General features: G+C 41.1%; 24 protein-coding genes and 1 pseudogene. 4 read left to right on the plus strand and 21 right to left on the minus strand.

Translation table 11 applies throughout. The features are described from left to right. Positions 1 to 51 precede the first annotated feature (51 nt). Both OIM03_09960 and OIM03_09965 read right to left on the minus strand, forming a co-directional pair. Complete coding sequence (locus OIM03_09960) at positions 52 to 657, minus strand: TetR family transcriptional regulator (GenBank protein ID HJI74574.1); 606 nt, start codon at positions 655 to 657, stop codon at positions 52 to 54. Between the two features lie 114 nt (positions 658 to 771). Then, positions 772 to 1,683 (minus strand): LysR family transcriptional regulator, encoded by a 912-nt coding sequence (locus OIM03_09965; protein HJI74575.1) that lies wholly within the window; start codon positions 1,681 to 1,683, stop codon positions 772 to 774. Between the two features lie 123 nt (positions 1,684 to 1,806). Between OIM03_09965 and OIM03_09970 the strand changes: the two genes are divergently transcribed. Together OIM03_09970 and OIM03_09975 are read left to right on the plus strand one after the other, a co-directional pair. Beyond that, positions 1,807 to 2,361 carry a chromate transporter gene (locus OIM03_09970; protein HJI74576.1) on the plus strand — a complete coding sequence of 185 codons (555 nt, stop codon included), beginning with the start codon at positions 1,807 to 1,809 and terminating at the stop codon, positions 2,359 to 2,361. Further along, positions 2,358 to 2,930 (plus strand): chromate transporter, encoded by a 573-nt coding sequence (locus tag OIM03_09975; protein HJI74577.1) that lies wholly within the window; start codon positions 2,358 to 2,360, stop codon positions 2,928 to 2,930. Before OIM03_09970 ends, OIM03_09975 begins: the two co-directional genes overlap by 4 nt. Positions 2,931 to 3,025: 95 nt before the next feature. On the opposite strand, the gene OIM03_09980 is transcribed toward OIM03_09975, so the two are convergent. The 3 genes from OIM03_09980 to OIM03_09990 are packed head-to-tail and all read right to left on the minus strand — an operon-like array spanning position 3,026 to position 5,463. Continuing rightward, a complete protein-coding gene (locus OIM03_09980; protein ID HJI74578.1) occupies positions 3,026 to 3,586 on the minus strand; it encodes a DUF5706 domain-containing protein in 561 nt (186 codons plus the stop codon). 10 nt (positions 3,587 to 3,596) lie between these two features. After that, positions 3,597 to 4,139: a hypothetical protein gene (locus OIM03_09985; GenBank protein HJI74579.1), complete on the minus strand. Its 543-nt coding sequence runs from the start codon at positions 4,137 to 4,139 to the stop codon at positions 3,597 to 3,599. Further along, positions 4,132 to 5,463, minus strand: coding sequence for a hypothetical protein (locus OIM03_09990; protein ID HJI74580.1), 1,332 nt, complete (start codon positions 5,461 to 5,463; stop codon positions 4,132 to 4,134). The genes OIM03_09985 and OIM03_09990 overlap by 8 nt, the downstream gene beginning before the upstream one ends. A gap of 195 nt (positions 5,464 to 5,658) precedes the next feature. On the opposite strand from OIM03_09990, the pseudogene OIM03_09995 reads away from it, so the two are divergent. Continuing rightward, positions 5,659 to 6,093 (plus strand): annotated as a pseudogene (locus OIM03_09995) (hypothetical protein). A gap of 20 nt (positions 6,094 to 6,113) precedes the next feature. Here OIM03_09995 and OIM03_10000 read toward each other — a convergent pair. After that, positions 6,114 to 7,259, minus strand: a complete 1,146-nt coding sequence (locus OIM03_10000; GenBank protein HJI74581.1) for an acyltransferase family protein — start codon at positions 7,257 to 7,259, stop codon at positions 6,114 to 6,116. Between the two features lie 256 nt (positions 7,260 to 7,515). Here OIM03_10000 and OIM03_10005 point away from each other — a divergent pair, with 256 nt between their 5' ends. After that, entirely contained in the window at positions 7,516 to 7,857 is a 342-nt protein-coding gene (locus OIM03_10005) for an ArsC family transcriptional regulator (GenBank protein ID HJI74582.1), read from the plus strand. Between the two features lie 1,166 nt (positions 7,858 to 9,023). Here the strand turns inward: OIM03_10005 and OIM03_10010 are convergent. The 15 genes from OIM03_10010 to rfbB all read right to left on the minus strand — a co-directional run bounded on the left by OIM03_10010 (position 9,024) and on the right by rfbB (position 25,777). After that, entirely contained in the window at positions 9,024 to 11,267 is a 2,244-nt protein-coding gene (locus OIM03_10010; GenBank protein HJI74583.1) for an AAA family ATPase, read from the minus strand. A gap of 538 nt (positions 11,268 to 11,805) precedes the next feature. Then, the gene (locus OIM03_10015; GenBank protein HJI74584.1) at positions 11,806 to 12,891 is read right to left on the minus strand and encodes an acyltransferase; all 1,086 of its coding nucleotides are present in this window, start codon (positions 12,889 to 12,891) and stop codon (positions 11,806 to 11,808) included. Positions 12,892 to 12,928: 37 nt separating this feature from the next. Continuing rightward, positions 12,929 to 14,383: an undecaprenyl-phosphate galactose phosphotransferase WbaP gene (gene wbaP / locus OIM03_10020; protein ID HJI74585.1), complete on the minus strand. Its 1,455-nt coding sequence runs from the start codon at positions 14,381 to 14,383 to the stop codon at positions 12,929 to 12,931. A 119-nt stretch (positions 14,384 to 14,502) separates the two neighbouring features. Then, positions 14,503 to 15,480 carry a glycosyltransferase family 2 protein gene (locus tag OIM03_10025; protein ID HJI74586.1) on the minus strand — a complete coding sequence of 326 codons (978 nt, stop codon included), beginning with the start codon at positions 15,478 to 15,480 and terminating at the stop codon, positions 14,503 to 14,505. Positions 15,481 to 15,898: 418 nt separating this feature from the next. Beyond that, the gene (locus OIM03_10030; protein ID HJI74587.1) at positions 15,899 to 17,029 is read right to left on the minus strand and encodes a glycosyltransferase; all 1,131 of its coding nucleotides are present in this window, start codon (positions 17,027 to 17,029) and stop codon (positions 15,899 to 15,901) included. Beyond that, positions 17,026 to 17,925: a sugar phosphate nucleotidyltransferase gene (locus OIM03_10035; protein HJI74588.1), complete on the minus strand. Its 900-nt coding sequence runs from the start codon at positions 17,923 to 17,925 to the stop codon at positions 17,026 to 17,028. Before OIM03_10035 ends, OIM03_10030 begins: the two co-directional genes overlap by 4 nt. Before the next feature lie 70 nt (positions 17,926 to 17,995). Beyond that, entirely contained in the window at positions 17,996 to 18,838 is an 843-nt protein-coding gene (locus OIM03_10040; protein ID HJI74589.1) for an IS3 family transposase, read from the minus strand. Positions 18,839 to 18,867: 29 nt separating this feature from the next. After that, complete coding sequence (locus tag OIM03_10045; GenBank protein HJI74590.1) at positions 18,868 to 19,566, minus strand: helix-turn-helix domain-containing protein; 699 nt, start codon at positions 19,564 to 19,566, stop codon at positions 18,868 to 18,870. Positions 19,567 to 19,650: 84 nt separating this feature from the next. After that, a complete protein-coding gene (locus OIM03_10050) occupies positions 19,651 to 20,148 on the minus strand; it encodes a sugar phosphate nucleotidyltransferase (protein HJI74591.1) in 498 nt (165 codons plus the stop codon). A 310-nt stretch (positions 20,149 to 20,458) separates the two neighbouring features. After that, positions 20,459 to 21,217 carry an amino acid ABC transporter ATP-binding protein gene (locus OIM03_10055; GenBank protein HJI74592.1) on the minus strand — a complete coding sequence of 253 codons (759 nt, stop codon included), beginning with the start codon at positions 21,215 to 21,217 and terminating at the stop codon, positions 20,459 to 20,461. A gap of 12 nt (positions 21,218 to 21,229) precedes the next feature. Beyond that, entirely contained in the window at positions 21,230 to 21,877 is a 648-nt protein-coding gene (locus OIM03_10060; protein ID HJI74593.1) for an amino acid ABC transporter permease, read from the minus strand. 184 nt (positions 21,878 to 22,061) lie between these two features. After that, on the minus strand, positions 22,062 to 22,880 hold the full coding sequence (locus OIM03_10065; GenBank protein HJI74594.1) for an amino acid ABC transporter substrate-binding protein: 819 nt from the start codon (positions 22,878 to 22,880) through the stop codon (positions 22,062 to 22,064). A gap of 313 nt (positions 22,881 to 23,193) precedes the next feature. Then, positions 23,194 to 23,802: a dTDP-4-dehydrorhamnose 3,5-epimerase gene (gene rfbC, locus OIM03_10070; GenBank protein HJI74595.1), complete on the minus strand. Its 609-nt coding sequence runs from the start codon at positions 23,800 to 23,802 to the stop codon at positions 23,194 to 23,196. 36 nt (positions 23,803 to 23,838) lie between these two features. After that, positions 23,839 to 24,771, minus strand: coding sequence for a dTDP-4-dehydrorhamnose reductase (rfbD, locus tag OIM03_10075; protein ID HJI74596.1), 933 nt, complete (start codon positions 24,769 to 24,771; stop codon positions 23,839 to 23,841). Continuing rightward, positions 24,758 to 25,777, minus strand: coding sequence for a dTDP-glucose 4,6-dehydratase (gene rfbB, locus OIM03_10080; protein HJI74597.1), 1,020 nt, complete (start codon positions 25,775 to 25,777; stop codon positions 24,758 to 24,760). The genes rfbD and rfbB overlap by 14 nt, the downstream gene beginning before the upstream one ends. Between the last annotated feature and the right edge of the window lie 8 nt (positions 25,778 to 25,785).

Here is a 25,785-nt window from a genome sequence, read left to right on the forward strand (position 1 = left end):
CCTGCCTTTCTCCCTTGACCTATTATTATGATTCTAAAGACCAGGAAATGCTCAGCCGAGCAGCTTCCTGACACAAGCGTAGACAAGCTGCGCTGCTGTCACGCCGCGGCAGGGAATCCCCGCCCGCTGCATGGCCTCTTTCTGACGCTCCGTCGGATACACGTAGGGATAAATCCCGTACATGAAGGGAAGGAGCGTGTACAGGAAACCGATCCGCTCTTCCTCCGTCATCTGAGGGAAGAACTTCACGAGGCAGGCATTCAGGATTTCCATCACCTTCCGGATGACTTTCTTGTACTCCGTCAGGCGTTCGATCCTGCTGTGCTCCTCGATGTCGTAGAGATTCATGCACTGGATCCGGAAAAGCGTCTCGCGCCCTTCCGTCGAATGAGCCAGCGCGGCTGCGAATTCATCCTTCGTCATGTGGTCGTTCCCATGGAGGATTTCAAGAAGCGTGCGGCTCCACGCCTCGTACTCCTCCCGGAGGATTTCAAGGAAAATCTCCTCCTTGGAAACGAAGTAATTGTAGATCGACGGACGGGAAATGCTGATCTCGCAGCTGATCTCCTTCAGACTGATCTCCTGGTAACTCATCGTGCGGTACAACTTACGGCAGGCCATCACGATCTCGATCGATCTTTCATTCGAATCCTTCATGATGCCTCCTGTCATGCAACGCGCTCTTAGAGCGAAAACATACGCTGACACTGTGTCAACAATTTAAGTATACCACCATCTGACACTGTGTCAATATATAAAATTGATTTTCTTCTATTTATCTGAAATACCCTCTCTCATGCGCTTTTCCTCCGCTGCTCTTTCTTCCTCATCCTTGAAAAAGCGGAAGAACGATTCTGCGACGCGGCTGACAATCTGCCCTCTCCTTTTTACAAGAGACAGGGAAGACGAGAGGTTCCTTTCAGAAAGGAAAGCCATCTCCAGATTCTTCCCCCAGGAAAGAATCGACTCAGGCACGATCGCGATCCCGATCCCGGCCTCGGCCCACTGGAGGCTCGTCCGTGCATCATCCGTCACGCAGTACACCTCAGGGACTGCCATTTCCTTTTCGAACTCATCCAGGATCAGCTTCTCCCAGCGCCGGTAAATGATGACCGGCTTTTTCTCAAGCGCCTTCAGCGTCAGATCGCCGTGCGTCCTTGGAAGGACGCCCCTTGCGGCAGCGACCGCCATCCTGTCCCTTCGGATTGTCACGCGCTCAAGACCGTACGATGGGAAAGGCGTACGAAGGACGGCCACGTCCACCTTGCCCTTACGGAGCATCTCCATCTGCTCATACGTATTTCCTTCAAAAAGTTTCACGTGCACATCCGGGAACTCCTTGTGGAAAAGACGGAGCTCGCGGTAAAGCTCCTCCGAGGCGCAGGAAGAGACAAGGCCCAGGCGGAGATTTCCCTTCTGCCCCGCGCGCATCGAGCCGATTTCTTCCTTCGCCACATTCTCCAGCTCCAGGATCTCCACCGCATAGCGGTAAAGCACCTCGCCTGCCTCCGTCAGTGTGACGTGCCTCGCCCCGCGGCGAAAAAGCTCAGCGCCCAGCTCATTTTCCAGAAGACGCATCTGGTTTGAAAGAGGCGGCTGCGAAACGTGAAGGAGCTTTGCCGCTCCTGTGATCGTTCCTTCCTCAATAATTGCCACGAAGTATCTCAGCTGCTTGATATCCATGATCCATATCCCTTTCGTATGGTTTCTAAAGAAATAAATATTTTAAATATGCTTCCTTACCTGCTATCATACAAGTATCAAAAAGAGAGCGCAACAACGCCCCGTCAGAAAGGACCGATCGAAATGAAACTTCTGCTCGAACTTTTCCTTGTCTTTGCCAAATGCAGCGCCGTCACCTTCGGCGGAGGCTACGCCGTCCTGCCGATTCTCCAGAGAGAAATCGTCGAAGACCGCCACTGGGCGACCGAAGACGACCTCATGGACTACTACGCCATCAGCCAGGTCACCCCAGGCATGATCGCCGTCAACGTCGCCACATTCATAGGCCTCAAACTCAAAGGCTTCTGGGGAGGCGTCTTTGCCACACTCGGCACCATCTTTCCCTCCATGGTCATCATCTCCATCATCGCCGTCTTCCTCACCCAATTTGAAAACAACCCCATCGTCGTCCACTCCTTCGCCGGCATCCGCGCCTGCGTCTGCATCCTCATCCTCGATGCCGTCATCAAACTCGGGAAGAAATCCGTCAAAGACAAGGGCATGTTCTTCATCTTCCTTGCCATCCTCGCCCTGGCCCTCTTTGCCCCCTTCTCCCCCGTCATCTCCGTCCTCATCGCAGCCGCCGTCGGCTACTTCATGAAACCCTATGCCGATAAATCCATCAAAGGAGGCAAATGAAAATGACCATTTACCTGAGCCTCATCTGGGAATTCATCAAAACAGGCCTCTTTGCCGTAGGCGGAGGACTCGCCGCCCTCCCCTTCATCACTGACATCGGCCAGCGCACAGGCTGGTACACCACATCCGACATCGCCAACATGATCGCCGTCGCTGAATCCTGCCCCGGGCCCTTAGGCGTCAACATGGCCACCTACGCAGGCTACCTCACCACCGGCGTCCTAGGCGGAGTCACAGCCGTCATCGCCTTCACCATCCCGGCCATCTTCATCATCACCGCCGTCAATTCCGTCCTCAACAAATTCAGAACCAGCCAGGCCGTAGCCCGCATCTTCTATGGCCTCCGGCCCGCCTCCACAGCCCTCATCGCAGCCGCTGAAATAGGCGTCGTCAAAGTAGCCCTCCTAAACATGGACACCTTCAAAACCACAGGATCCATCGCATCCCTCTTCAACTGGAAATGCATCATCCTAGCCGCCATCGTCTACTACACCCTCGTCAAATTCAAAAAACACCCCTTCTTCTACATCATAGCCTCCGCCGCAGCCGGCATAGCATTTGGACTGTAGGAGAGGAACTTAAAGAATATAAAAAGAAGGGGCTGTGATAAAATGTACAATCATTTCATCACAGCCCCTTTTGAAATACGTTATAAAGTTTATACTTAATATGCCAGAAAATAAAATAGAATCCAACCAATATAAAATAATATACAGATCACCGATGCAATGGCTCCTTTTCGAAACCTATGCATTTTCCTTGAGCAGATACCAGAATTTATATAAGTCTCACGCATCAACTCATCAGTGAACATTTCCTCCGTAGATTCTTTAGCAAGTCGGATATACTCCTCTGCGGAGCTCATCTTGGCAATATCTTCATAGAATATACTAAAGTTATTTGCATTCTGTGCTTTGCTGGAAAGTGCAGATTTTAGTGATGGACTCAATGCCAACAAACAATAAAATACTGCTGTCACAAGTGAAATTACAGATATTGCTGCGCATACCTTGGAGCAAGCCAATAGTAACGGATTAATTAACACGGTTGTATCAATATAAGAAAAAATCTTATCCGCGATATATACGAATGCAGCAGCTACAAATGCAAGTACAGTGCCAAATGTACCTATCTTTGAATCCGCACTTGCAATCCATCCATTCACAAGATCCAGGTTGTACCTGCTTAGCTCTGATTGATCGTTAATCTTCTGGATATCTGACATAGTCGATGGATCATGTTGTGTGTCTCTTTTTTTCTTTTCTGTACTCATTAATTCCCCTTTCTCCATGAGCATAAGAAATCAATTCCAAAGACTCCGATTGACCGCACTGATATTTCTCATATGCGGTCAACATATTATCTGCCGTTTTGACACACTCCAAAATCACATTTTTAAACTGTGAAAAAGACTCAGGCACTCCCACACAAAGCAATAGCGAACCATCTTGGCTAACACCATTAAAATGTTGATCTTTATCAGGAATCTTCTTTCGATCAATCCATTTTCCACCATAAACCAGACATCCTTTTTTATGATAATCATAAGGGATGATCACATGAAGCCGTCTGCTGTATCTTCCCAGAAAATCAACTTCGTTAGCCCCTGTCTGATTAATGACATCTGCTCTGACGGCAGTAATATCAAGTTCGATTGGAGAAGCAGATTTTGTCGGGAGTAGTATTCTCTTTGTAAAAGGATACTGTTCCTTTAATTCATTTATATCTGACACGACCGCCCTATAATACTCATTGAAGTCTACAGTGCGTTCAATCATGTGCTTTCCATGCTCCGTTATAATTTTTCTTGTTATTATCTTTTTGCAATTTAGCCTCTCGAGCTCTTCTCAAAAAGTCTGCATATCCATTTTCAGTAAAATACAGCCCATCAGTTTTAGGTCTAAACAGCTTTGCAAGTAATGGTCTCTCTGTGTGAATCCTGTCATAGATTTCTTTGGAAATTACAACTTGATTTTTCTCAGCATATACATCTTCGTTCTCATCTGCCTGAATAACCGTACGTCCTAATAAAATGTTATCTTTGGAACTACGTGCACCGATTTTCGTTGCAAACAAACGCCCACATGCTTGACCAACACCAATTGATACCTGGAATTCCTTGACCTTATCAACCATTTTCATTCCAGCTATAACAGCATCAGAGGCGCAGGAATAATCATTGTAATCATGAAATAACGCCATCTCACGATCACCCTGGAATTGTACATGAATACCTTTGCGCTCATTTACAATCTGATACATAGACATGAGGATATTCTGGGTTTTATGAGCCATTTCATCAAGATTTGCATCATCAGCATCAAATTGAGAAGTAAAATCTCTTATGTCAGCAAATACTGGTATTCCTTGTATCTTTTTACACTCAGTCTTTGATAAGTTTTCAAAAGACACCGGCTTAATTGCACGTCTAAACTGTATGTCCTGAAGATTAACACGCTGCGCTATCTCAGCAGCTCTGCTCAAATCTTTATCAAACGTATAGCTTGTAGACAGAGTACTAATTAACGCGTCAAAGTAATACGTCTGCTCATACTTTTTGACCACCTTTGATTCCACTTTGTGGAACATTGATTTCCGACGTTCCGGCAATTCATCAAATATCGATTCAGAAATCGTAATGTGCCCTACGGGAGCAAGCCCCTGAAGCTTTGCTGCATAATTACATGCAAAACCGATAGTGGTCAATTCTTCGACTTGTTCAGCCTTGAACGTAAATTCAAAAAAGCTACCGTAACAAGCACCCGCCTGAATCTGAAAACGGACTAACGTCTTATATTTACTTATGTTTTGGGACATGTAATAAACAAGTCTTTGACTATACTGCGTTATGGCTAATACAATTTCAAAGCACCTTATAATATCACTACTTGTCACATACATATGCAGCCGAGAGCCGGTAATCTTTTCTATGACAACCTCATTTTGATAATGTTTCTGACCATACCCTTCAACCGCTGAAAAGAATGTATCCAAAGCTTGAATACTGTGTCTGATCTCTCCTGTTTTTGCTTCCTCTTGCTCAATAACGTCATCAAGATTCTTAATGTTGATGTAGAAGTGAATTCCTTCGTTCCTTTCCAAAAATTTCCCTCCTTCGCACTATATATAGTATCTCTAACTCATAACAGTATTATATCATGTGCTTTGTGACTTGTAAGGCATTTCGTGTTGATTTTACAATCGATGAGTCCCGTATTTATCACTTACCGGAACCTATCGGTATTTTAAAACTCCTAGTATTTTTTAAAAGGATTTACTACCATTAGAAATTTTGAACAAGTAGAAAAATCGCTTGTTTGTCTGATAAAATCCGGAAATCTTTTTACCTATCTTGAAAGAGGCTGATGAATACCCAAGTCCTTATCCGGCGACAAATAATCGTATAGAAGGCGATGTAAATGCACAGCTTCGAGCGATGCTCAGGAACCATCGTAGATTATCTGTTGAAAGACGAATAAAAGCGGTTTCCTGGTGGTGTTACCTGCACTCACCGAAACCGCTTTTATTCTCAGAAATATCAAGGTTATGCCGACCGATAAAAGTATTTCTACTGTCTATAATAGCATGAATTTACAACAAAAACTGGCAGATTCAATCCCAGCCTGGGGTGATGCCATAATATGGGATGAATTCCATAATTCTGGATTTAGCTCCGTCATGACTGGGATTGATCATCACCACGTTCGTCACAGCCCCTTTCATCTCAAATAATCTATCCTATCTCTTTAGCTTTAAATATGAATCACTGCTCTCACCTTAAGAACCATCCGATTCCAATATCCAAGCCACGAGTCAAAATGACGATCTATAAACCTTTCAATATGCGGCTCAATATACTTACCTCTTAAGAAGTCTATCGCACTGCATACAATAAAGACGCCTAAAATCTTCGCTGCCCAAAATAATAAATAATAATCACTCGTTATATAATTCAGATTTGGGAATATATGATCCCATATGATACGTCTCATGAAGAAGTCATTATCATGAATCAAGTACACGCCAAGCACAGTTCCCGCTAACACGTTTATATACTTATTATAACGCATCTTCATTGTCGTAAATGTCAGGAACATTATAGTTGCAAGTGGTATGCCCACAACTTCTCCAAAATAGAGTGACGTTTTACTTATAATGAAATCAGGCCTGTTAAGAATATCTCCCATAACTTCCAATGAGCCTTTGCCAAGAAAAATGAGAATTAAAGCAAAAATCAATATACTCCTGTATTTTTTATGATAAATGCTCTTTATTTTATCCTGATAATGCAGCCGTAAATAGGCGCCAATAGAATAAACAAGAAAAAAGAACATCAATCTATTGCTATTTATAAAATTATTCATTCCGATAACAGGAAGTATTGCATATACGGTAAACAATATCAGCAAGAAGGAAAGATACCTGTCTTTGCTCAGGGAAGTCAAAAAACTATTAATGAACGGGATGAACAACGTGAAAAGTATATAGCAAGACACAAACCAGTCTAGACCATAAAAAATTGGAATTAGATTCATCTTTACGATATCCTTTGAGACCATCTCTGGAAATTCGATTTTAGCAAAAAGCAAGATAAGCCAAGAATAGAAAAACATCGTAGATAATAGCAGTAGAATCCTCTTGATATTAACTTTTTTATGAACCATGAAATAGCCGGTAATCAACATAAAAAGAGAAATTCCAACCCCTTCACAATCTAAGAGTTTAACAGTCATGACCTGCCAGCTAAAAATATGCTCCATTAATCCGGACGACTGTTTCAAAGGGGAAAGAATTAATCCGTGAGCACAAAAATGATGTGCAATAATAATCAATATAGCTATGATTCTTAATAATTCTATAGATGAATTCCTGACATGTGTATTTACTGCTTTATTCATGGATGAAAATACCTCAGAAAATTAATGTAGTAAGTTCTCAGATGTCTCAATAGCTGTGATAGCCTTCCATACCAATTTGAGCCTTATTGCTTTACCAATAAGCTCATGCTATCACATTTCTATACGTATAAACAATGGTTATATATCATTTTAGCAGCTTAAATGTATTCATACATTTCACGCAAATCTTATTTGTCCCAAATCCTACTCATGCTATACTGAAAAAAGAAATCATCCGCCAGAAAGGAATTACATCATGAACATCCAGATCTTCGGAACCAAGAAATGCTTTGACACAAAGAAAGCCATCCGCTACTTCAAAGAAAGAAACATAAAAGCTCAATTCATTGACCTGAAAGAAAAAGACCTCAGTATGGGAGAACTAAGGAGTATCAAACAAGCCGTCGGAGGCATCGACAACCTCATCGATCCCGATGCCAAAGACAAAGACGCTCTCGCCCTCATCAAGTACATCAGCGAAGACGCCAAGGACATCAACCTCATAGAAAATCCCCAGATCCTGAAAACTCCCATCGTAAGAAACGGCAAACAAGCCACCGTTGGCTACCAGCCAGATATTTGGAAAAACTGGAAATAACAAAAAAGGGGCTGTGACAAAATTCACTAAAATGCTGCTTTTTCCTTTTCTCGAACGAAGCTATATAAGTTTAAAACAAATGAGAACTGATTTCTTTTGTTGTTTCGCAGAGCTGTCTCCGTAGGAGAAAGTGCCCAGCCCATCATTTTTCTGATGCTGGGCGAAAGTGGTGCAGTTTATGAAAAGGCGAAGCATCATCGCTCAGGGTGTTGACCTTGCGCCGAAGGAGAAGGTCCTGGCGAAGCCGGGGAATACAGTAGTTCTCGAGCAAAGCTATATAAGTTCAAAACAAATAAGAACTGATTTCTTTTGTTTCTCATCGCCGAGCTTCCCCCAACGGAGGGAAGTGCCCGAAGGGCGATAGGGGTGCAGTTTATGAAAAGGCGAAGCATCATCGCTCAGGGTGTTGACCTTGCGCCGAAGGAGAAGGTCCTGGTGAAGCCGGGGAATACAGTAGTTCTCGAGCAAAGCTATATAAGTTCAAAACAAATAAGAACTGATTTCTTTTGTTTCTCATCGCCGAGCTTCCCCCAACGGAGGGAAGTGCCCGAAGGGCGATAGGGGTGCAGTTTCTAAAAAGGCGAAGCATCCTTTGAGGTTTTCAGATATAACCAATAAATACATTTGCTAGATAATCCTTTAATGGAATATTCCAATCGCAAAAGTGGCAGTGACGAAATGTTTACGCATTCCATCACTGCCACTTTTCATATTCCAAACCATTCATAAAAGAAAAATTAATACAAAAGGCCAAAGGCTAGCACCCGACACTATCAACACAATCACAAAAGGAATACAAATTATAAAGAAAAGTATAGAAAAAAGTACTTCGTACCATCTCGGTTGTTCTTCTATGAACCATGACAACATAGTAACGATTAAAACGAACGCGATAGGAACTAAGATATAAATCATGACCAAGGTTGGATAGAAAAGATCACTGATAAACTCTCTAATGACCATAAAGGACCCAATCCAAAGAGCAAAAAAGCCAAGAACGTACTTCATCCGCTCCACCCTCTCAAATAATCCCGATCAGCTTCCCTTCTATTTTTATTATAGGGTTAAATTCGGTGGGGAGCAATGAGACGGAATCAATACTGATGGTAAGAAATTGATAACAAAAGGGGAATAATTAAGACTGATTACACTCTTTCAAAATACTACTAATATTCCACAATGGAATCAGTAGAATTCCAATGTTTATCAAAATGATCAGCAGCATCATTCTGCACAAAGCATTCCTTTAAAAGATCTTTAATATTTTCTATTGTATAAAGTCCTGAATCCATAAAAATGTCATTCCGCGAATGTGAATTAACATTCAACATTTTTTTCAATCCATCCACTTTCTCCAAGAAATCTTCCTCTTTAATCCGATTAAAGTTAGTATAAGTTTCTATTATACATCGAGCTATATTCATCAAAAGATAACTCTTATTATCAGGCAACGTTTCACATAAAAAGCGAAAATCCCCCCATAGTGCATCATAATTGGTCCTAATATCATCATCAGGTTTTTTTATAATTTTTATGGTTGTACCTTCAGTACCTGGTAAGAACCTTATCCTTTGCCTGCTTCCATAGCCTCTATATCCATAATTCAAATCAATGTAAAAATGTGCATTATGTGTCATTACAACTAGCACATCTTTGGATTCTTGGGCTTTTATGAATCCAATCAATGAGTTAAGTTCTTCCATAATCAGGAACTGAAAGAAATCATCGTTCGAAGTTACAGGATCATCGAAAACAATAACCCTCTTTTGGTTAATATTATCTTTAATAATATTTCTGAGTTCTTCAATAAAATATAAAATAGCAATTACATTATGTTCTCCTGTGGATAACTGTGTTATATCACGAATTACATTAGTACTTTTATCACGAATATTATAATAGCCTTCCCCATTTGCAACAGATTGATCTTCAATATGCACCAATTCGAAATTAACTATGGTTGAAAGCTTTTTATTGATATGCTCTGCTAATATTTTCTCATTTTTCGTTTTAGCTTCTAAATTTTTGATATCATCCTCCTTTTGTTCTATCTTCTTTTCTAATTCGTCCCTCTCTTTCTTCTTCTTTTCTATCGGCTTATGCTTTTCCTCCCTTAAGGCTCTCGCAATATTAAGCTCTTCCTCTTTTTCTTTATAATGAGACTCCTTTAATTTGTCATAAACGTAATCTAATCTTAATTTTTCTTTTGCCAGCTCGATATCCTTGTTAAGGTCAGAAGCATTATTTTCTCTTACTAAGCTATTATATCTTTTCACGAGATTCGTTAAATCACTGGGAATGCCAGCATCGATGTCAATCATTGGTTTATAGATATCTCGTTCTTTTTCCTGAACTCCTGCCCGCAAGTTCTCCAAAAAATTTTCATACTCTTTTACCAGAGTGTTAATTGCATTACATAGTCTCAATGCTTCATTACTATACTTTGGATAGAACTCTTGGCTTTTAACCTGTATTTGCTCCAATACCTTGATTTTCCGATTAATATCATTCTCAATCCCGCTTATTTCAGCCTGAAATGCCCTTACATCATCCGCATCAAAATAACTTTTTAACTCACCTATTGTCGCTTCTTCAATTACATGCCCACAAAAGGCACAAACATCTCCCGCCTTATGTAATTCTAGTCCTTTCCTTGCAAATTCTCTTTTTTCACTACAATCGATTCTTTGAATCACTATCTGCTCTTGCACAAATTTTTCCCTAAGTTTATTAACTTTGTCAAGCAGCTCTTTTCCATTTATAGAAATTTGAATTATCTCTGAAGCCTGTCGTTTTCCTGTCTTCGCGGTTTCCTGATATTGCTTTTTCTCGTCATCACTTAAATGTGCAGCACGTTTAATATCTTTTTCAAAATCTTTTTTGTTATATATGAGTGATGCGATACGAGGGTTATCAAGTTCCTTGATAGATTTAGCTGATTCAGTGTAGATTTTATCGATATTACGCTCCTTCCGCTCAACATCATTGTTTGCATCATTCCATTCAGTCCATAAGTTTTGGCTCCCATCTCTTGGATCAACTATGGCTCTGTTAATCTCTTCTATTTTCTTTTGTAGATTTTGTATTTCTGAGTTGAGTAACTCAACCTTTTTATCGATTTCAGTATTTTCTTCACCAAGAACAACTGCATTTAATTTTTGGTTATCCCCCAGAATCCCTTCATAACCGTCAAATATACGACAATTAGAACCATCAGGATTATCAAAATAACACTTAATATATTCAGCAAGTGTACTTTTCCCTGTACCATTAGGGCCATATATAAAATTAACAGGTTTAAAAGAAATTTGATCATCAAGAAATATCCTTCGTTCTGATTGATTTAATGGGATAGTTAATAATTCTTCCGTTTCATTACTTGAATGATTCTTACTATTCCTCTTCGTCATAATTATTTCTCCTTAACACCGAATCATCTATCAATACTATACCTACCAAATGCTAACACTGAAGATACCCAACATTTATACAATCATGTTTTACAAAGCAGCATCTGAAATTCCTTTAGTTTATGACAAATAAAAACTACTTAAGCATAGAGACAATGACACTTCTGCTGAAATCCTGCTCTATAAAATTCATCTGGTCGCCCACCATCAAAGCTCTAAGCAAAAAATCCAAAGAATTAAGTATCTAACAAATAACACATAGTTCTCCCGGACATAGGAAACATTTACGTCCTCCTTCCTAATCATCAAAACTCGTATTCTTTGACCCACATAAAATCCGCGCAGAACAAGCTTATACAATTATTCTATCATCTTTTTATTTCTTATTCCTTGAAACAAGGATTAAGCCATCAAAAAAAGAAGTCCACCTTCAGACTTCATTTGAAGATGGACTTCTTTTTTCCTAATCTTACTTATATTTCAATAAATATTGCTTAACACTCACCTGTCCAAAATATTATATTACCTTAATATTATATTACCTTTCACTAATCACGTCATTTTCTCCATACTTCTTCCTCATTTCAGTGATAAATGTCCTTATTGCAAGGAATATAAATGAAGCAGCAAGAACAATGATCACACGTCTAAATGAAGTCTGCCATACATGATTAGTCTGCCAGAATTTGCGAACTATCCAGTCTAAATAATGGAATAAGAAAATTAAGAGGGAATGAATCCCCAAAATCTGAGTTGTCATTCTAACGAAAAAATTTGCAGCAAGCCCTTTAGAAATACAGCATACCACAAAAGAGCCACAAACAGCCTCAATAACAGTCAATAAGATGAAAGGGTATTGCCTAGTAGCCATCTCTATATAAAAGTGCAAATGAATACAAGTGACCCAGAAAATAGCTGCGAAAAGAAAGAGCGGAGTTTCCCATTTTTCAAAGAAATCAACATTCTCTCTCCATAGATATCCTAAATAAATGAAAAGAACAGCGACAAATGTTACATCCATATTTTGAGGAAGCCATTTCCCCTTTAAGCCAAGTGCTATTCCAAGAAGCCCCAATGATAGGCATAAATACCTAGCATATTTCCCCGGAAATAAGACATGAATGATATCAATAATTACTTTTGCCCAAAATAGAGAAACCAAAAACCATACCGCGCCGATTCCCGGGTGCGTTTTTACTGTTACACCAGATGCCCACCAAAGTTTTTCGGCTGTATTAAAAGCATCTGTTGCAAGAGCCTCTGCACTAATGTTCCCCCCCCATATGAATTCAAAACATAAATTAATTAATATAACAATTATGCTTGGTATAATTAGGTGCCTCAATCCCTTAATAAAATGTCTTTTGAAATCTCCCCTTGTTTCTGCAATCTTGAGAGTATAACCTGACAACAAGAAAAATAGAGGCATATGAAAAGAAAAGATTATGTTGCGTGAATTACTTCCGAATGGCACTGTATGCCCAATAATGACCAAGATAATTGCTATCCCCTTGGCCACATCTTCCCAAGCAATTCGCCTCGGATCAATTCTAAATATCGCCTTTACACACTCCATCAATGAATTCCTTCCCCTTAATTGCTTGCCTAGAACAAATTTTCTCAAAAGAGCCTCTGATTATATCGTCAAAATATCCTCCGTTTTAATACGCTCCCTTCCCTTTTAATACGATTCCTACTGTTCTCCAAAGAAGGACGATATCAAGCCACGGTTCCCAGTTATGGACGTACCAAACGTCCATTTGGACTCGTTCGGGATAGCTGATATCGCTTCTGCCGCTGACCTGCCAGAGCCCTGTAATGCCTGGACGAACCATATAATATTCCGCAATATACTGCTCATATCGAGGAACTTCTTTTTCCGTGATGGGTCTTGGCCCTACAAGACTCATATCACCTTTGATGACATTGATAAGCTGAGGCAGTTCATCAAGACTTGTCTTGCGAAGGAAATTTCCGATTTTTGTGATGCGGGGATCGTCTTTTAACTTATAGTATTCATTAAACTCTTTTCTCGCTTCCGGATTTTCTGCCAGAACTTTCTGAAGAACCTCATCTGCATTGACGACCATACTGCGGAATTTATAGACACTGATTGCTTTATGATTCTTTCCCACTCGCTGGCTTCTATAAACAGCAGGCCCTTTAGAATCTATTTTGACCGCTATGGCAATACCTGCTAAAACAGGCAAAAGCACAATGATGCCAATAATAGAAAGAACTACATCCAGCACTCTTTTAATCAATTGGTTAGAACGAAGTGCCAAGTTATTCTTAATTCGAAGAACCATGACCTTCTGGTCGAAGAAAGACTCTACGCTGACGTTAGTCATCGGGACACCGACAAGATTCGGAACGACACCGATACTTTCCGTAATGGACTGTGCACGGAAAATCAAATCGGAAAGCTGATTCTGAGGGAGCCCCGGTGCAGCTATCAGTACAGATTTGACGCCTGTATTCTGGACAACCTTCTCCAGATCATCAAAACCGCCGAGAATGGGATGTGATTTTACATACTCCGTTTTCGGCGTATGATCTTCCAAAAAGCCTACGATACGGTAACGCATCCCTGCATCTTTTTCAAGTTCCTGGACGACAACATCTGCTGTTTCCCCCGCTCCGACAATAAGGACAGGCGTCTGGAAGAAACTCATCTTCTTCATCATTTTGCTTATGATGACACGAATAACGCAGAGAAGGCTATATGCAAGAACTCCATAAAGGATGACGAATAAACGGGAAACATCTCCGGAAACGTGTGTAAAGAACATAAGAACGACAGCAAAGACTATACCGCCCAAAGAAGCAAAAATCAGCTTTTTCGTTATTTCATACGTCAGGTATCTCCATGAATAAAGACCCTCATAAAAAATAAACGCCATGAATACTAAAGGCACCCATACATAAAGATAAGCAGGCGATACATGGAATACCGTTCTTGTTATTAGCTCATTTCTAATAAAAAGCGATAAAACACCTGCCAAAACAAGAGCCATATAATCTCCTGCCATGAAAAGAAGTCCCTGGATAAAGATGCTTCCTGTCTGTTTACCTAATTTTACTGATTCCATACCACACTGAACTTTTGAATCCATATGATCCCCCAGATCAAATTTGTTTCGTTTTAAAATACAAATATAACAATTATAAGTATATCATAGCCAAAATAACATAGCATTATGCTAAAACTACACACTAAAAATTATATAAGCCTCTAGTCTTCCTCTCTCACGATATAGAGCTGCCTCTTCTTTGTTTCCAGATAAATCTTTGCAATATAAAGTCCAATGACACCAAGACTCATGAGGACAAGACCACCAAGGAGCGTAATAATGCAGACAAGAGATGGCCAACCTGCCACTGGATCGCCTTCAATCAATGCGCGAATGAAAATCAGAATAAGCGCCAGGAAAGATACCCCGCACATAGCGATTCCAAGGACAGACGACAGGTACAGAGGAATCGTTGTATAAGCAAGAATCCCATCAACCGAATATTGGAAAAGCTTCCAAAAAGACCATTTCGTATGGCCAGCGCTTCTTTCAATATTCTCATAGGAAAGCCATTTCGTCTTAAAGCCAACCCAACTGAAGATCCCTTTAGAAAAGCGGTTATATTCCCCGTCCGACACGATAGCATTCACCATCTGGCGAGACATCATACGAAAGTCTCTTGCTCCATCGACAATCTGCGTTTTAGAAAGTTTATTGATGATCTTATAAAATTGCCTGGCAAAGAAAGAGCGGATAGCAGGCTCTCCCTTCCTGGTTGTTCTCTTCGTCGCTACGCAGTCATAATCCTCGATTGGATCATGCAAGAGCCGCCACATATCCGGAAGAAGGGCTGGAGGGTCCTGAAGATCCACATCCATCGTCGCCACGTAATCCCCCTTAGCCATAGAAAGCCCTGCATAAAGTCCTGCTTCTTTTCCGAAGTTTCTGGAAAAAGAAACATAATGAACCCGGGAATCCTTCCTATGAAGATCACGAAAAATCTCTATGGTCCGGTCCGTACTTCCGTCATCAATAAAACAGAACTCCAGCTCCGCATCGATCTCATCCTCATACCGTATGACTTCATCATAAAAAGTCTGAATCGTAGCCTCCTCATTAAAACAAGGCACCACCAATGATAACAACTGCATGGCCATTCTCCTATATTTCCAAATCAGGATAAGCGCTCCTATAAACACTTCCTAATCAATCAATAAACTATTTTCATAAGTCATGTATTTATTATAAATGCACTTCACCATACTGTCATTCTGAAAAGTGAAATAAAAGGAGATTGAATTAGATCTACTTTGATAATATCGACAAGAATGAGTGCGGAAGGTTTTGACCTGCCCCAGCGGGGAAGAATGCTCCATGCAAAAGCCGCACTCTTTCGAGTGCGGCTGTGGTTCAATCATTTTTATTTCAGTATAGATTTCAGGAATGCTTTTGTTCTCTCACTCTTTGGGTGTTCGAAGACTTGCTCGTGAGTAATTCATATCACTCACTGACTGTAAAAAACTGATTACTCACACGTTGATAATTTCCCTCTTAATCATAAGAGGCATTTGTATATTATCAGGAATTTTTCCACTTAAAGAGGCAAAATGTCTGAAACTACTCATCACTACTTAATCTGCTATTATACAGACCATTTATTATTTTCAGGTATTCACTAGCTATGTGAGAACTACTATATTCCGAGGCAAACTTTTCCGCAGTAGCATCCAATTCTTCTTTAGAAGCTGGATTTTCAAAATAGTGTTCAATAGCTTTTGCTAATGCATCTGCATCATCTGCAGGTGCATAATATCTCAACAACCCAAAGCTTACATCTTTCAAACACATCCCTTCGCTGCTAAGAACCGGAGCTTTCATTAATCCTGCCTCTATATTCCCCCTGCCAAATCCCTCAAACATTGATGTATTTACGAACAACTCTGCCATTGAATAATATTTATACAGTTCTTCATCACTTATGTGTTGTAATATTTTTATTCTATTATCAAGACCTCTTTCTTGAATATATTGCTTTAGTACAGTAGGATCCCCATATCCGATTAAAACAAGATCATGTTCTATTTTATCTTTCAATCTGTCAAATGCTTTAACTAATGTAATTTGATTTTTCCAAGGGAAAAAGCTATTGACAGACAAAATTATTTTTCTTTTCTTCACATGCTCAGGTATAGCAGAAACTTCAACCGGATTTCCTATGATATGCAGTCGTTCTTCCTTAATATCTTTGTATGTGTTCTTGATGTCCTCTTTTACGAATTTAGATATAGCTACAATTGCATCCGCCTTACTTAGCGAATAGCCAATACGTTTTTTCATGATATTTCTTCTTAAGCAACTAAAAGCCTCTGGATGCCAATTAAAAGGAAGATCATGCACTACCAAAACATTTTGAGCCTCTGCACACGTTGCGGTTGAAACCTTCGTATAAGGTACTATATATACATCTAAATGAAGTTGTTCCAAAATCTTAGGTAAAAAGTAAAACTCTCGACTTAGTTTGGAAATAATAGGCATTTCCTCACATATTGCGGGAACTATCTCGAACTGAATATTATTATATTTATATAGTGAAGATATATAGTCATGCATTTTTCGAGAAGTTAAAATCACTAATTCTTTCGCATTGTTCTCAATAAGCCCATCTATTAACTGTTTAATGAATAATCCAATTCCACTATTTAAATCATTAATACTGTTAACAGACGCAAAGTTTACTCCAATTCTCATTTTTTCACTCTTCCATATTTATCATCAAACCGTACAATATCATCTTCTCCAAGGTATTTCCCATTCTGCACCTCTATGATTTCGAGAGGAATTTTCCCGGGGTTCGATAAACGATGCCTGGTTCCAATTGGGATATAAGTACTTTCATTTTCTCTGAAAATAACCGTCTTATCATCTAGTGTTAATTGCCCGGTACCATGAATGACAGTCCAATGTCCGCTGCGATGATAATGCATCTGGAGACTCAGGCTTCCTCCTGGCTTGATTGAGATTTTCTTTACTTTATATCCATCCCCTTCGGAAAGTATCGTATAACTCCCCCATGGACGATACATTGTTACATTTTCAGATACCTCTGTTCTCTTTTTGCGTTTCAGTTCATTGACCAGATCTTTAACCTTTTGCGATTCACCCTTTCGTGCAACTAAAAGAACATCAGGCGTATCGACAATCATAAGATTTTCCAGCCCAATCCCCGTGATAAGCCTCTTGTCACCAAGGATCATTGTTTGTTTGCAGTCTTCTGTTACTATATCCCCTTGAAGAACATTTCCTTCTTCATCTTCCAGCATTTCAGATATAGAATCGAAACTTCCAATGTCATTCCAATAAATGGATTTCATGGGAATAACCGCAATTCTATCAGATTTCTCGGCCACCGCATAGTCAATCGATATATCCGGCATTTCAGAGAAATGGTTCAATGTCTCTTCAAGGCCTTTTTCTGAAATACTTTCTATTTCAGGGGCATAATTGGTTAATTCTGCTTCCATCAAACCTATTGAGAACATAAACATCCCACTGTTCCAGTAATAATTTCCCTGCTTTAGATAATTGACAGCTGTCTCTAAATCGGGCTTCTCTTTAAATGCACTAACCTTCTTAGCTGCACCAATAGATCTGGTGCGGATTTGTTAATACAGACAAATAAATATCATAAAAAATCTAATCGTACTTTAATCTTAATCATGCAGCCATTGGAGCTGCGTTGAATACTTCCATTGGAGCTAAAAGATGTAATTTGCGCTGAATGCGTTTGTTGTTGTAGAAGTAGATGTAGCCGTTGATCATGCTTACCACTGCTTTACGGCTGGTGAATTTACGTGTGTAGTAACGTTCGCGCTTCAGCATTCCCCAGAACCCTTCCATCAGACCGTTGTCTGCACAGCAGCCTACACGGGACATGCTGTGAACCAGTCCTGCTTTTTCAACAATCTTATGGAATCCGTTGCTTGTATACTGGAATCCGCGGTCGGTATGAATCATTGGATGTTCTCCAGGATTCTCTTTAAGTGCCTTTTCCATTGTCTCAAAAGCCAGTGCAGTATTGTTCCTGTCGCCGATGACATAAGAGACAATCCGGCGATCATGGCCGTCAATAATCGCGCTTAAATATAACTTGTGCAAAACTCCATCAGCAGTTGTGTACTTGAATTCAGTGACATCCGTCATCCATCTTGCATTGGACACGCCGGCATCAAAGTCACGGTTCAGCAGGTTTTCAAAAATGTACTTTGGATCCTTTGCGTTACGAGTGCAACCATCGGTCTTGTACTTGATCACGGACTTAATATTAAGTATCCGCATGATACGAAGAACCAGACTGTCGCTTACATTTATATTGATGTTGTCATCCTTCTTGATCCAATCGTTAATCCGGCGGTATCCCATATCCGGATATTCCTGATGGGTTTTCATGACCTCCTGTGCGACCTTTTCTCTCAGCAGTTCACGGCCGCTCTTAATATGATTCAGCCATCCGTAATAAGCTGCCCGGGAGACCTTTGAGAGTCGGCAGAGACTTTCTATGGAGATGTTGGTTTCTTCATGGACTTCTTTTATGGCTTTAAAATCTCTGAGAAGGTGAGTAAGGCTGAATCCTTCGAGGAACGCAACCTTTCCTCTATCTCCATCTTTTTTTTTAGCAGGGCAATCTCTGCTATAAGATCCTTCTGTTCTTCAAGAAGTCTGGCATTCTCCTGACGCAGCTGTTCTTCTTCGGTCCGGGGCGTTTGGAGCCTGATCGGCTTTCCTCTGTAATCCTCAAGACCAACTTCGCCCATTTCCTTGAACTTTTTTACCCATGTGTAGAGCGTTTGGTAGGACATGTTGTACTTCTTGGCTATCTTGTTATAATCGCATCCACTGGCGATGCACTCCTGAACGATTCTGACTCGCTCTTCCTTGACCGATTGCTGGCGTTTGCCCATAAGATCTCCTCCTTCAGAAACGAGGTCTGTCAACTTATGCTCATTATACGCCTCAATCCATGTTTTAAGGGAGAGTGTGCCGGAAATTCTGTATTTGGCACAGACGGAAAGCATGGAAACACCGCCTTTAAGATATTCCTTTACGGCCTGGATCTTCATCTGATTGGAGTAGTAAGACAAATGCTGCCTGGGCCGCAATCCCTTAAAGCCCTCCTCTTTATACCGGAGGACCCATTTCCTGAATGTTATGCGGCTCATATGAAGATTTTCAGCTGCCTGGGTAATCGTAACACCCTGATAGAGATATGAAGCAATCTGGTCTAACATTTCCTCCGGGGACGCTTTGGTTTTACATGGCATAAGAATGACCTCCTAATATATTTATGATATTATTCTGTCTTTCTTGTTGAATCATACCAATCCTTCTCCCGCTTCAATATATCCATATCCGGTTTCTGGTTTAGTCGGTGTAATTCCTAAAGTAACAATAAAGCCCTTCACTGCCACTCGTTCACTCTCTTTAATAACTTGGCAGAATGCGTCTACAGGGCGAATAACGTGATCAGATGGACTGATAAAGATAATATCATCCTTTGTGCTACCCAGTTTTTCTTTACAATACTCCATTGCAAGAGCAATCGCCGGTGCTGTGTTTCTTCCCACTGGTTCCATAATAATGTGAGCATCCTCTGCGCCGATGGAACTTAGCTCCGCTTGTACCTGAAAGTAATACTGATCATTTGTGACAATAAGAATATCTTTAGCATCTACCAATTTCCGATATCTTTCAATTGTTTGTGCAAGAAATGATTTTTCCCCAGCAATATGCAGAAATTGTTTTGGGTAACAAGTACGACTTAACGGAAAAAGCCGGCTTCCACCACCACCTGCAAGAATCACAATCTTCATTTTAAACACTCCTCTATCATTTATTCATATTTTTCAGAGATGATAAAATATTTTGCTTCTAATCAAGAAATACTTAAATAATTTATATCAAAATTAACGTAAACGTATACTTTATTATACTATTCTATTCATCCATTTGTCATCGAATTAGCAAATAGAATTAGAATTGTTACACCCCTATATCAGCATATAAAAATAAATTATATGTATTTCTGCAGTAATTGATTTTTCCTAATGATATTTTCTGGTATCCGAACATAAAATTATTTCTATAAATATTAAAATGAGGCCTCACTTGAGACCTCATTCTTTATTTCAGTATAGATTTTAGGAATGCTTTTGTTCTTTCGCTCTTTGGGTGTTCGAAGACTTGCTCGCTGGTGCCTTCTTCTTCTACTCTTCCGTCTACCATGAAGAGGATTCTGTCGGAGACGGATTTGGCGAAGGCCATTTCATGGGTGACGATGACCATGGTCATGTTTTCGTCAGCCAGCTGCTGGATGGTTTTCAGGACTTCGCCTGTCAGTTCAGGATCGAGAGCGGATGTCGGTTCGTCAAAAAGCATGATTTCCGGATTCATGGCAAGGGCTCTTGCGATAGCAACTCGCTGTTTCTGACCGCCGGAAAGGCTTCCAGGATACATGTTTTTTTTATTCAGAAGACCTACTTTATCAAGAAGGTTCTCCGCAATAGGAAGAACTTCTTCTTTCTTCATGCCCTTGACGTAGATGGGAGCGGCCATAATATTATCCAGGACTGTCATATGAGGGAAAAGGTTGAAGGACTGGAATACCATACCCATCTTTCCCAAGATTTCCTTGGACTTCTGTTCATTGGCGTAAACGACTTCTCCATTCCTTTCTTCCGCAAGATAATCCCCATCGACGAGGATGGAACCTCCCTGGATCGTTTCAAGATGATTCAGACAGCGAAGGAGTGTACTCTTGCCGGCGCCGGAAGGTCCGATGATGGAGATGACTTCTCCTTTTTCAAGACTCATATTAACCTTATGAAGAATGGTGAGTTTGCCATAAATCTTCACGATATCTTTCATTTCAATAAAACTCATCGCAGTACCTCATCAATCTTCATAAACGGCATAGCGTTTTTCAATATATGCCAGAATCTTTGTCAGGATAGCCGTGCAGAGCAGATAGAAAACAGCTGCCACGAGGAACGGCGTCGTATCGAAGTCACGCTGAACGAAAGCACGGGTAACACGCATTAGGTCGTTCATAGCGAGGATGTAAACGAGAGAGGTATCCTTCAGGAGTGTGATGGTTTCATTGCCAAGAGGCGGGATGACGCGCTTGACGACCTGCGGAAGGATGATGTGCCACATCGTCTGCTTATACGTAAAGCCAAGAACCTTGGCGCCTTCATACTGGCCCTTACTGATTGACTGGATGCCGCCTCTGAAGATTTCAGCAAAGTACGCAGCATAGTTTGCTACGAAAGCCAGGATGGCTGCCGGAAAATCATTGATCTGGATATCCAGCATCAAAGGAAGGCCATAGTAAATGAACATAATCTGCAGCATCAGAGGCGTGCCTCTCATGACATAGATGTACATAGCGGCCAGACGGCGGAAAAGTCCCACCTTCGAAATGCGGACCATAGCCAGCAGCACACCGATTGGTAGTGACAGCACTATGGTAAAAAGGAAAATCTTGGCAGAAACGCCCAGACCTTGAATCATATTTGGCAAAATGTGAATGATATAATCCATCATCGGCTCCTTACATTCCGGAATATACGGCAGTGCCGTTTTTGATCATGTATGAATATCATACACTGACTTCATCCTTTTAACAAGATAGAGTAACAAAATTTACATACTGACTGGACAGGAACGAAGCAAGGCAGAACAGGAAACCTCCCGCTCTGCCTCTTCGCTCGTCCCTAAAGGGAAATTATTTCAGAATCACATCTTTGCCGAACCATTTTTCGGAAATTTTAGCAGCTTCGCCGCTTGCCTTTACCTTTTCAATGCCTTCATTCAGAAGATCGATCAGAGCCTGGTTGTCTTTCTTGACGCCGATAGCAAATGTATCTTTGGAAACAACGCCATCCAGTTCTCTGAATGTTCCAGGTTTCTTGGTCATGTAGTATTCAATCAGGACAGAGTCAGCAAGAATGGCATCGCAGCGTCCAGATTCCAGATCCATGAAGCAGGAAGCAAGATCAGGATAAGCCTTGACTTCAGAGAAGGAATTCTTCAGAGCCGGATCCTTATTCAGAGCAGCTTCAGCGGTGGAAGCTTCCTGGATATCCAGTTTCTTTCCTTTCAGTTCAGCCTGTGTCTTGATCGGGCTGTCAGCTAGAACGACATAGACCTGTGTGTTATCCATGTATGGCTTTGTGAAGCCGAGTTTCTTCTGTCTTTCCGGAGTCATCGTGAAGCCATTCCAGATGGCATCAATCTTACCGGAATTCAGTTCCGTTTCCTTGGAAGCCCAGTCAATCGGCTTGAATTCAATCGGAACACCGATTTCCTTGGATACAGCATTGGCCATATCAATATCGAAGCCTACAATCTTACCGCTGTCATCACGGAATCCCATCGGAGCGAAGGTATCATCCATACCTGCTACAATCTTTGTCGGCTTAGCGCCTGCAGCCGCTGACTTAGCAGCGCTTCCGGCAGACTTCTGAGCTCCGCCGCATCCAGCCATCAAACCAATAGCACCCAGTGCCAGAACCCCTGCTGCAAGAATTTTTTTAATATTCATGGTCATCTCTCCCTTAGCCTTCTTTAATTCTTTATCTCGTTAAAGAGTTATCTTGGCATTATATTACATGATAGGAAGATGCCTGTCAACACCTTTTTTGAAAATATTTGAAAAGAATCTTTCCGCCGTGCTTAGCAAATCCTCCCTCGTAGATAAACGGGAAACCAGAAAATTAAAAGCTCATAGATTTCCATCTGCCTGAACAGATATTGGGGTAGAAATCTATGAGCAATATTATATTAGCATAATATATAGGACATTGCTATAAATCTTCAAATAAATAGATTCTTTTTTGGTTCCCATCTTTTATTAATTAGAACTTAAATGTATCCTTAATTCCCAGCCACTTCTGGTCTTTATCACTAAGAATCAGTTCCGTGTCATCATCTAGGGCATATCCTTCTGCTGAGGGGCTTCCCTTATAATCACCAGTCAGATGCGGCCATTTGATTCCGATTTCAGGATCGTTCCAGGCAACGCCGCCTTCATCATTCGGATGCCAGAAATCATTAACCTTGTAGCAGAATTCCGCCTCATCACTAAGGACAAGAAATCCATGAGCAAATCCTTCTGGAATCAGGAACTGCTTTTTATTCTCTTCCGTCAGCTCAATGCCATACCATTTCCCATATGTGGAAGAATCCTTGCGAAGATCGACTGCTACATCGAAGACACTTCCACGTACAGCTCTGACGAGTTTGCACTGCGGAAAATGTTTCTGAAAATGCAGCCCGCGAAGTACGCCCCTTGTCGATTTGCTCTGATTATCCTGAACGAAATTGATGTGGAAACCAGCTTCTTCCATGTCATGCTGATTATATGTTTCCATAAAATAACCGCGTTCGTCCCCGTGAACTGCCGGCTCAATGACACAAAGCCCTTCAATTCCGCCTACATTCTTTGAAACTTTAATCTGCCCCATATTTAGATTCCTCTCTATATTCCCAATAAAGAATTTCTACTTTTTTAATTCTTCAAGATATCTGCTGAGTGCATCTTTCCAATCAGGGAGCGGCTGGAATCCATTTTCTACCAGCTTGCTTTTATCAAGTCTTGAATTAAATGGTCTGACTGCCTTTGTTACACCATATTCTTCTGTTGTCACAGGTGTGACTTTAACTGAAAGTCCTGCCTGACGGAAAATTTCACAGGCGAAATCATACCAGGAAATATACCCGCCCTCATTGGTCGCGTGATATTTCCCATATTTCTCTGTCACAATCATATCCGCCAGAAGTCTTGCCAGGTCTTTTGTATACGTTGGAGTTCCGATCTGATCATTGACAACCCGGAGTTCTTTATGCGTTTCTCCTAATTTCAGCATTGTCTTAACGAAGTTATTTCCATTCACTCCAAAGACCCAGGCAATGCGGACAATGAAATACCGGGAAAGCGTCTCTTCAACCGCTTTCTCCCCGGCAAGCTTTGTCTCCCCATAAACATTAAGCGGTGCATAGTCTTCACAGTCCGGCTTCCACGGTTCCATTCCCTGTCCGTTAAAGACATAGTCTGTGCTGATATACATCATGGAGGCATCAATCTTTTTGCATGCTCCTGCTATATAGCGGGTACCATCCACATTGACAGCTTTCACTGTTGCAAGGTTTTCCGGATCTTCTGCAGCATCTACCGCGGTCCAGGCAGCGCAGTGAATGACAGCATCCGGCTTGATCTCTGATATAACTGCATCAACCTGCTTTTTGTCCGTGATATCCATCATGCGGTAGGGCAGAGACTGCACTTCCCCTTTAGAACCATGATAAGCTGGCTTCGTCCCGGTCAAAACGACTTCATGTCCGCGATGAACCAGTTCAAGAGCTGCATCATGCCCAAGCTGACCATTAACCCCCGTTACCAGTATCTTCATGCTGCGCCCCTTATCTGTTTCCATACATCTTCTGATAATAATTCTGGTATTCTCCAGAAATAATGTCCTCCCACCATTTCTGATGCGTCAGGTACCACTGAATCGTCTTCTTGATGCCATCCGCAAATTTTGTTTCTGGAAGCCAGCCAAGTTCTCTGTGAATCTTTTCAGGATCGATGGCATATCTTCTATCATGTCCTTTTCGATCCGTCACATGGGTAATCAAACTCTCTGGTTTTCCAAGCTCCTTGCAGATCAGTTTGACGATGTCTATATTTCTCATTTCATTATGACCGCCGACATTATAGATTTCCCCGACTTTCCCTTTATGGATAATGAGGTCAATGGCACGGCAGTGATCTTCGACATAGAGCCAGTCACGGACATTCAAACCATCTCCGTAAACTGGAAGAGGCTTGTCATGGAGCGCATTGATAATTATCAGAGGAATCAGTTTTTCCGGAAAATGATAAGGGCCATAGTTATTCGAGCAACGGGAAATCGTGACAGGAAGTCCGTATGTCCTGTGATAGGCCATGACAAGAAGGTCTGCTCCTGCCTTGGAACTGCTGTAAGGGCTTGATGTATGAATAGGAGTTTCTTCTGTAAAGAAAAGATCAGGCCGATTCAGAGGAAGATCCCCATACACCTCATCTGTCGAAACCTGATGATACCTCTGAATACCATACTTTCTGCAGGCATCCATCAAGACGGATGTTCCAATAATATTCGTCTGAAGGAAAATTTCCGGATTTTCAATGGAACGGTCAACATGACTTTCTGCAGCAAAATTAATGACGACATCAGGCTTCTCTTTTTCAAAGAGTCCATAAACGCCATCACGGTCACAAATATCCATTTTCACAAACTGAAAATTCGGATGATCCATGACGTCTGCCAATGTTGAAAGATTTCCAGCATATGTCAGCTTATCCAGGCAGATAATCTGATCATTAGGATGTTCCCGCAGCATATAATGAACGAAGTTTCCTCCGATAAAACCGGCTCCTCCGGTTACGATGATTTTCATATTGTAAT

This window comes from Veillonellaceae bacterium, assembly GCA_025992895.1.
GTDB lineage: Bacteria > Bacillota > Negativicutes > Veillonellales > Dialisteraceae > Dialister.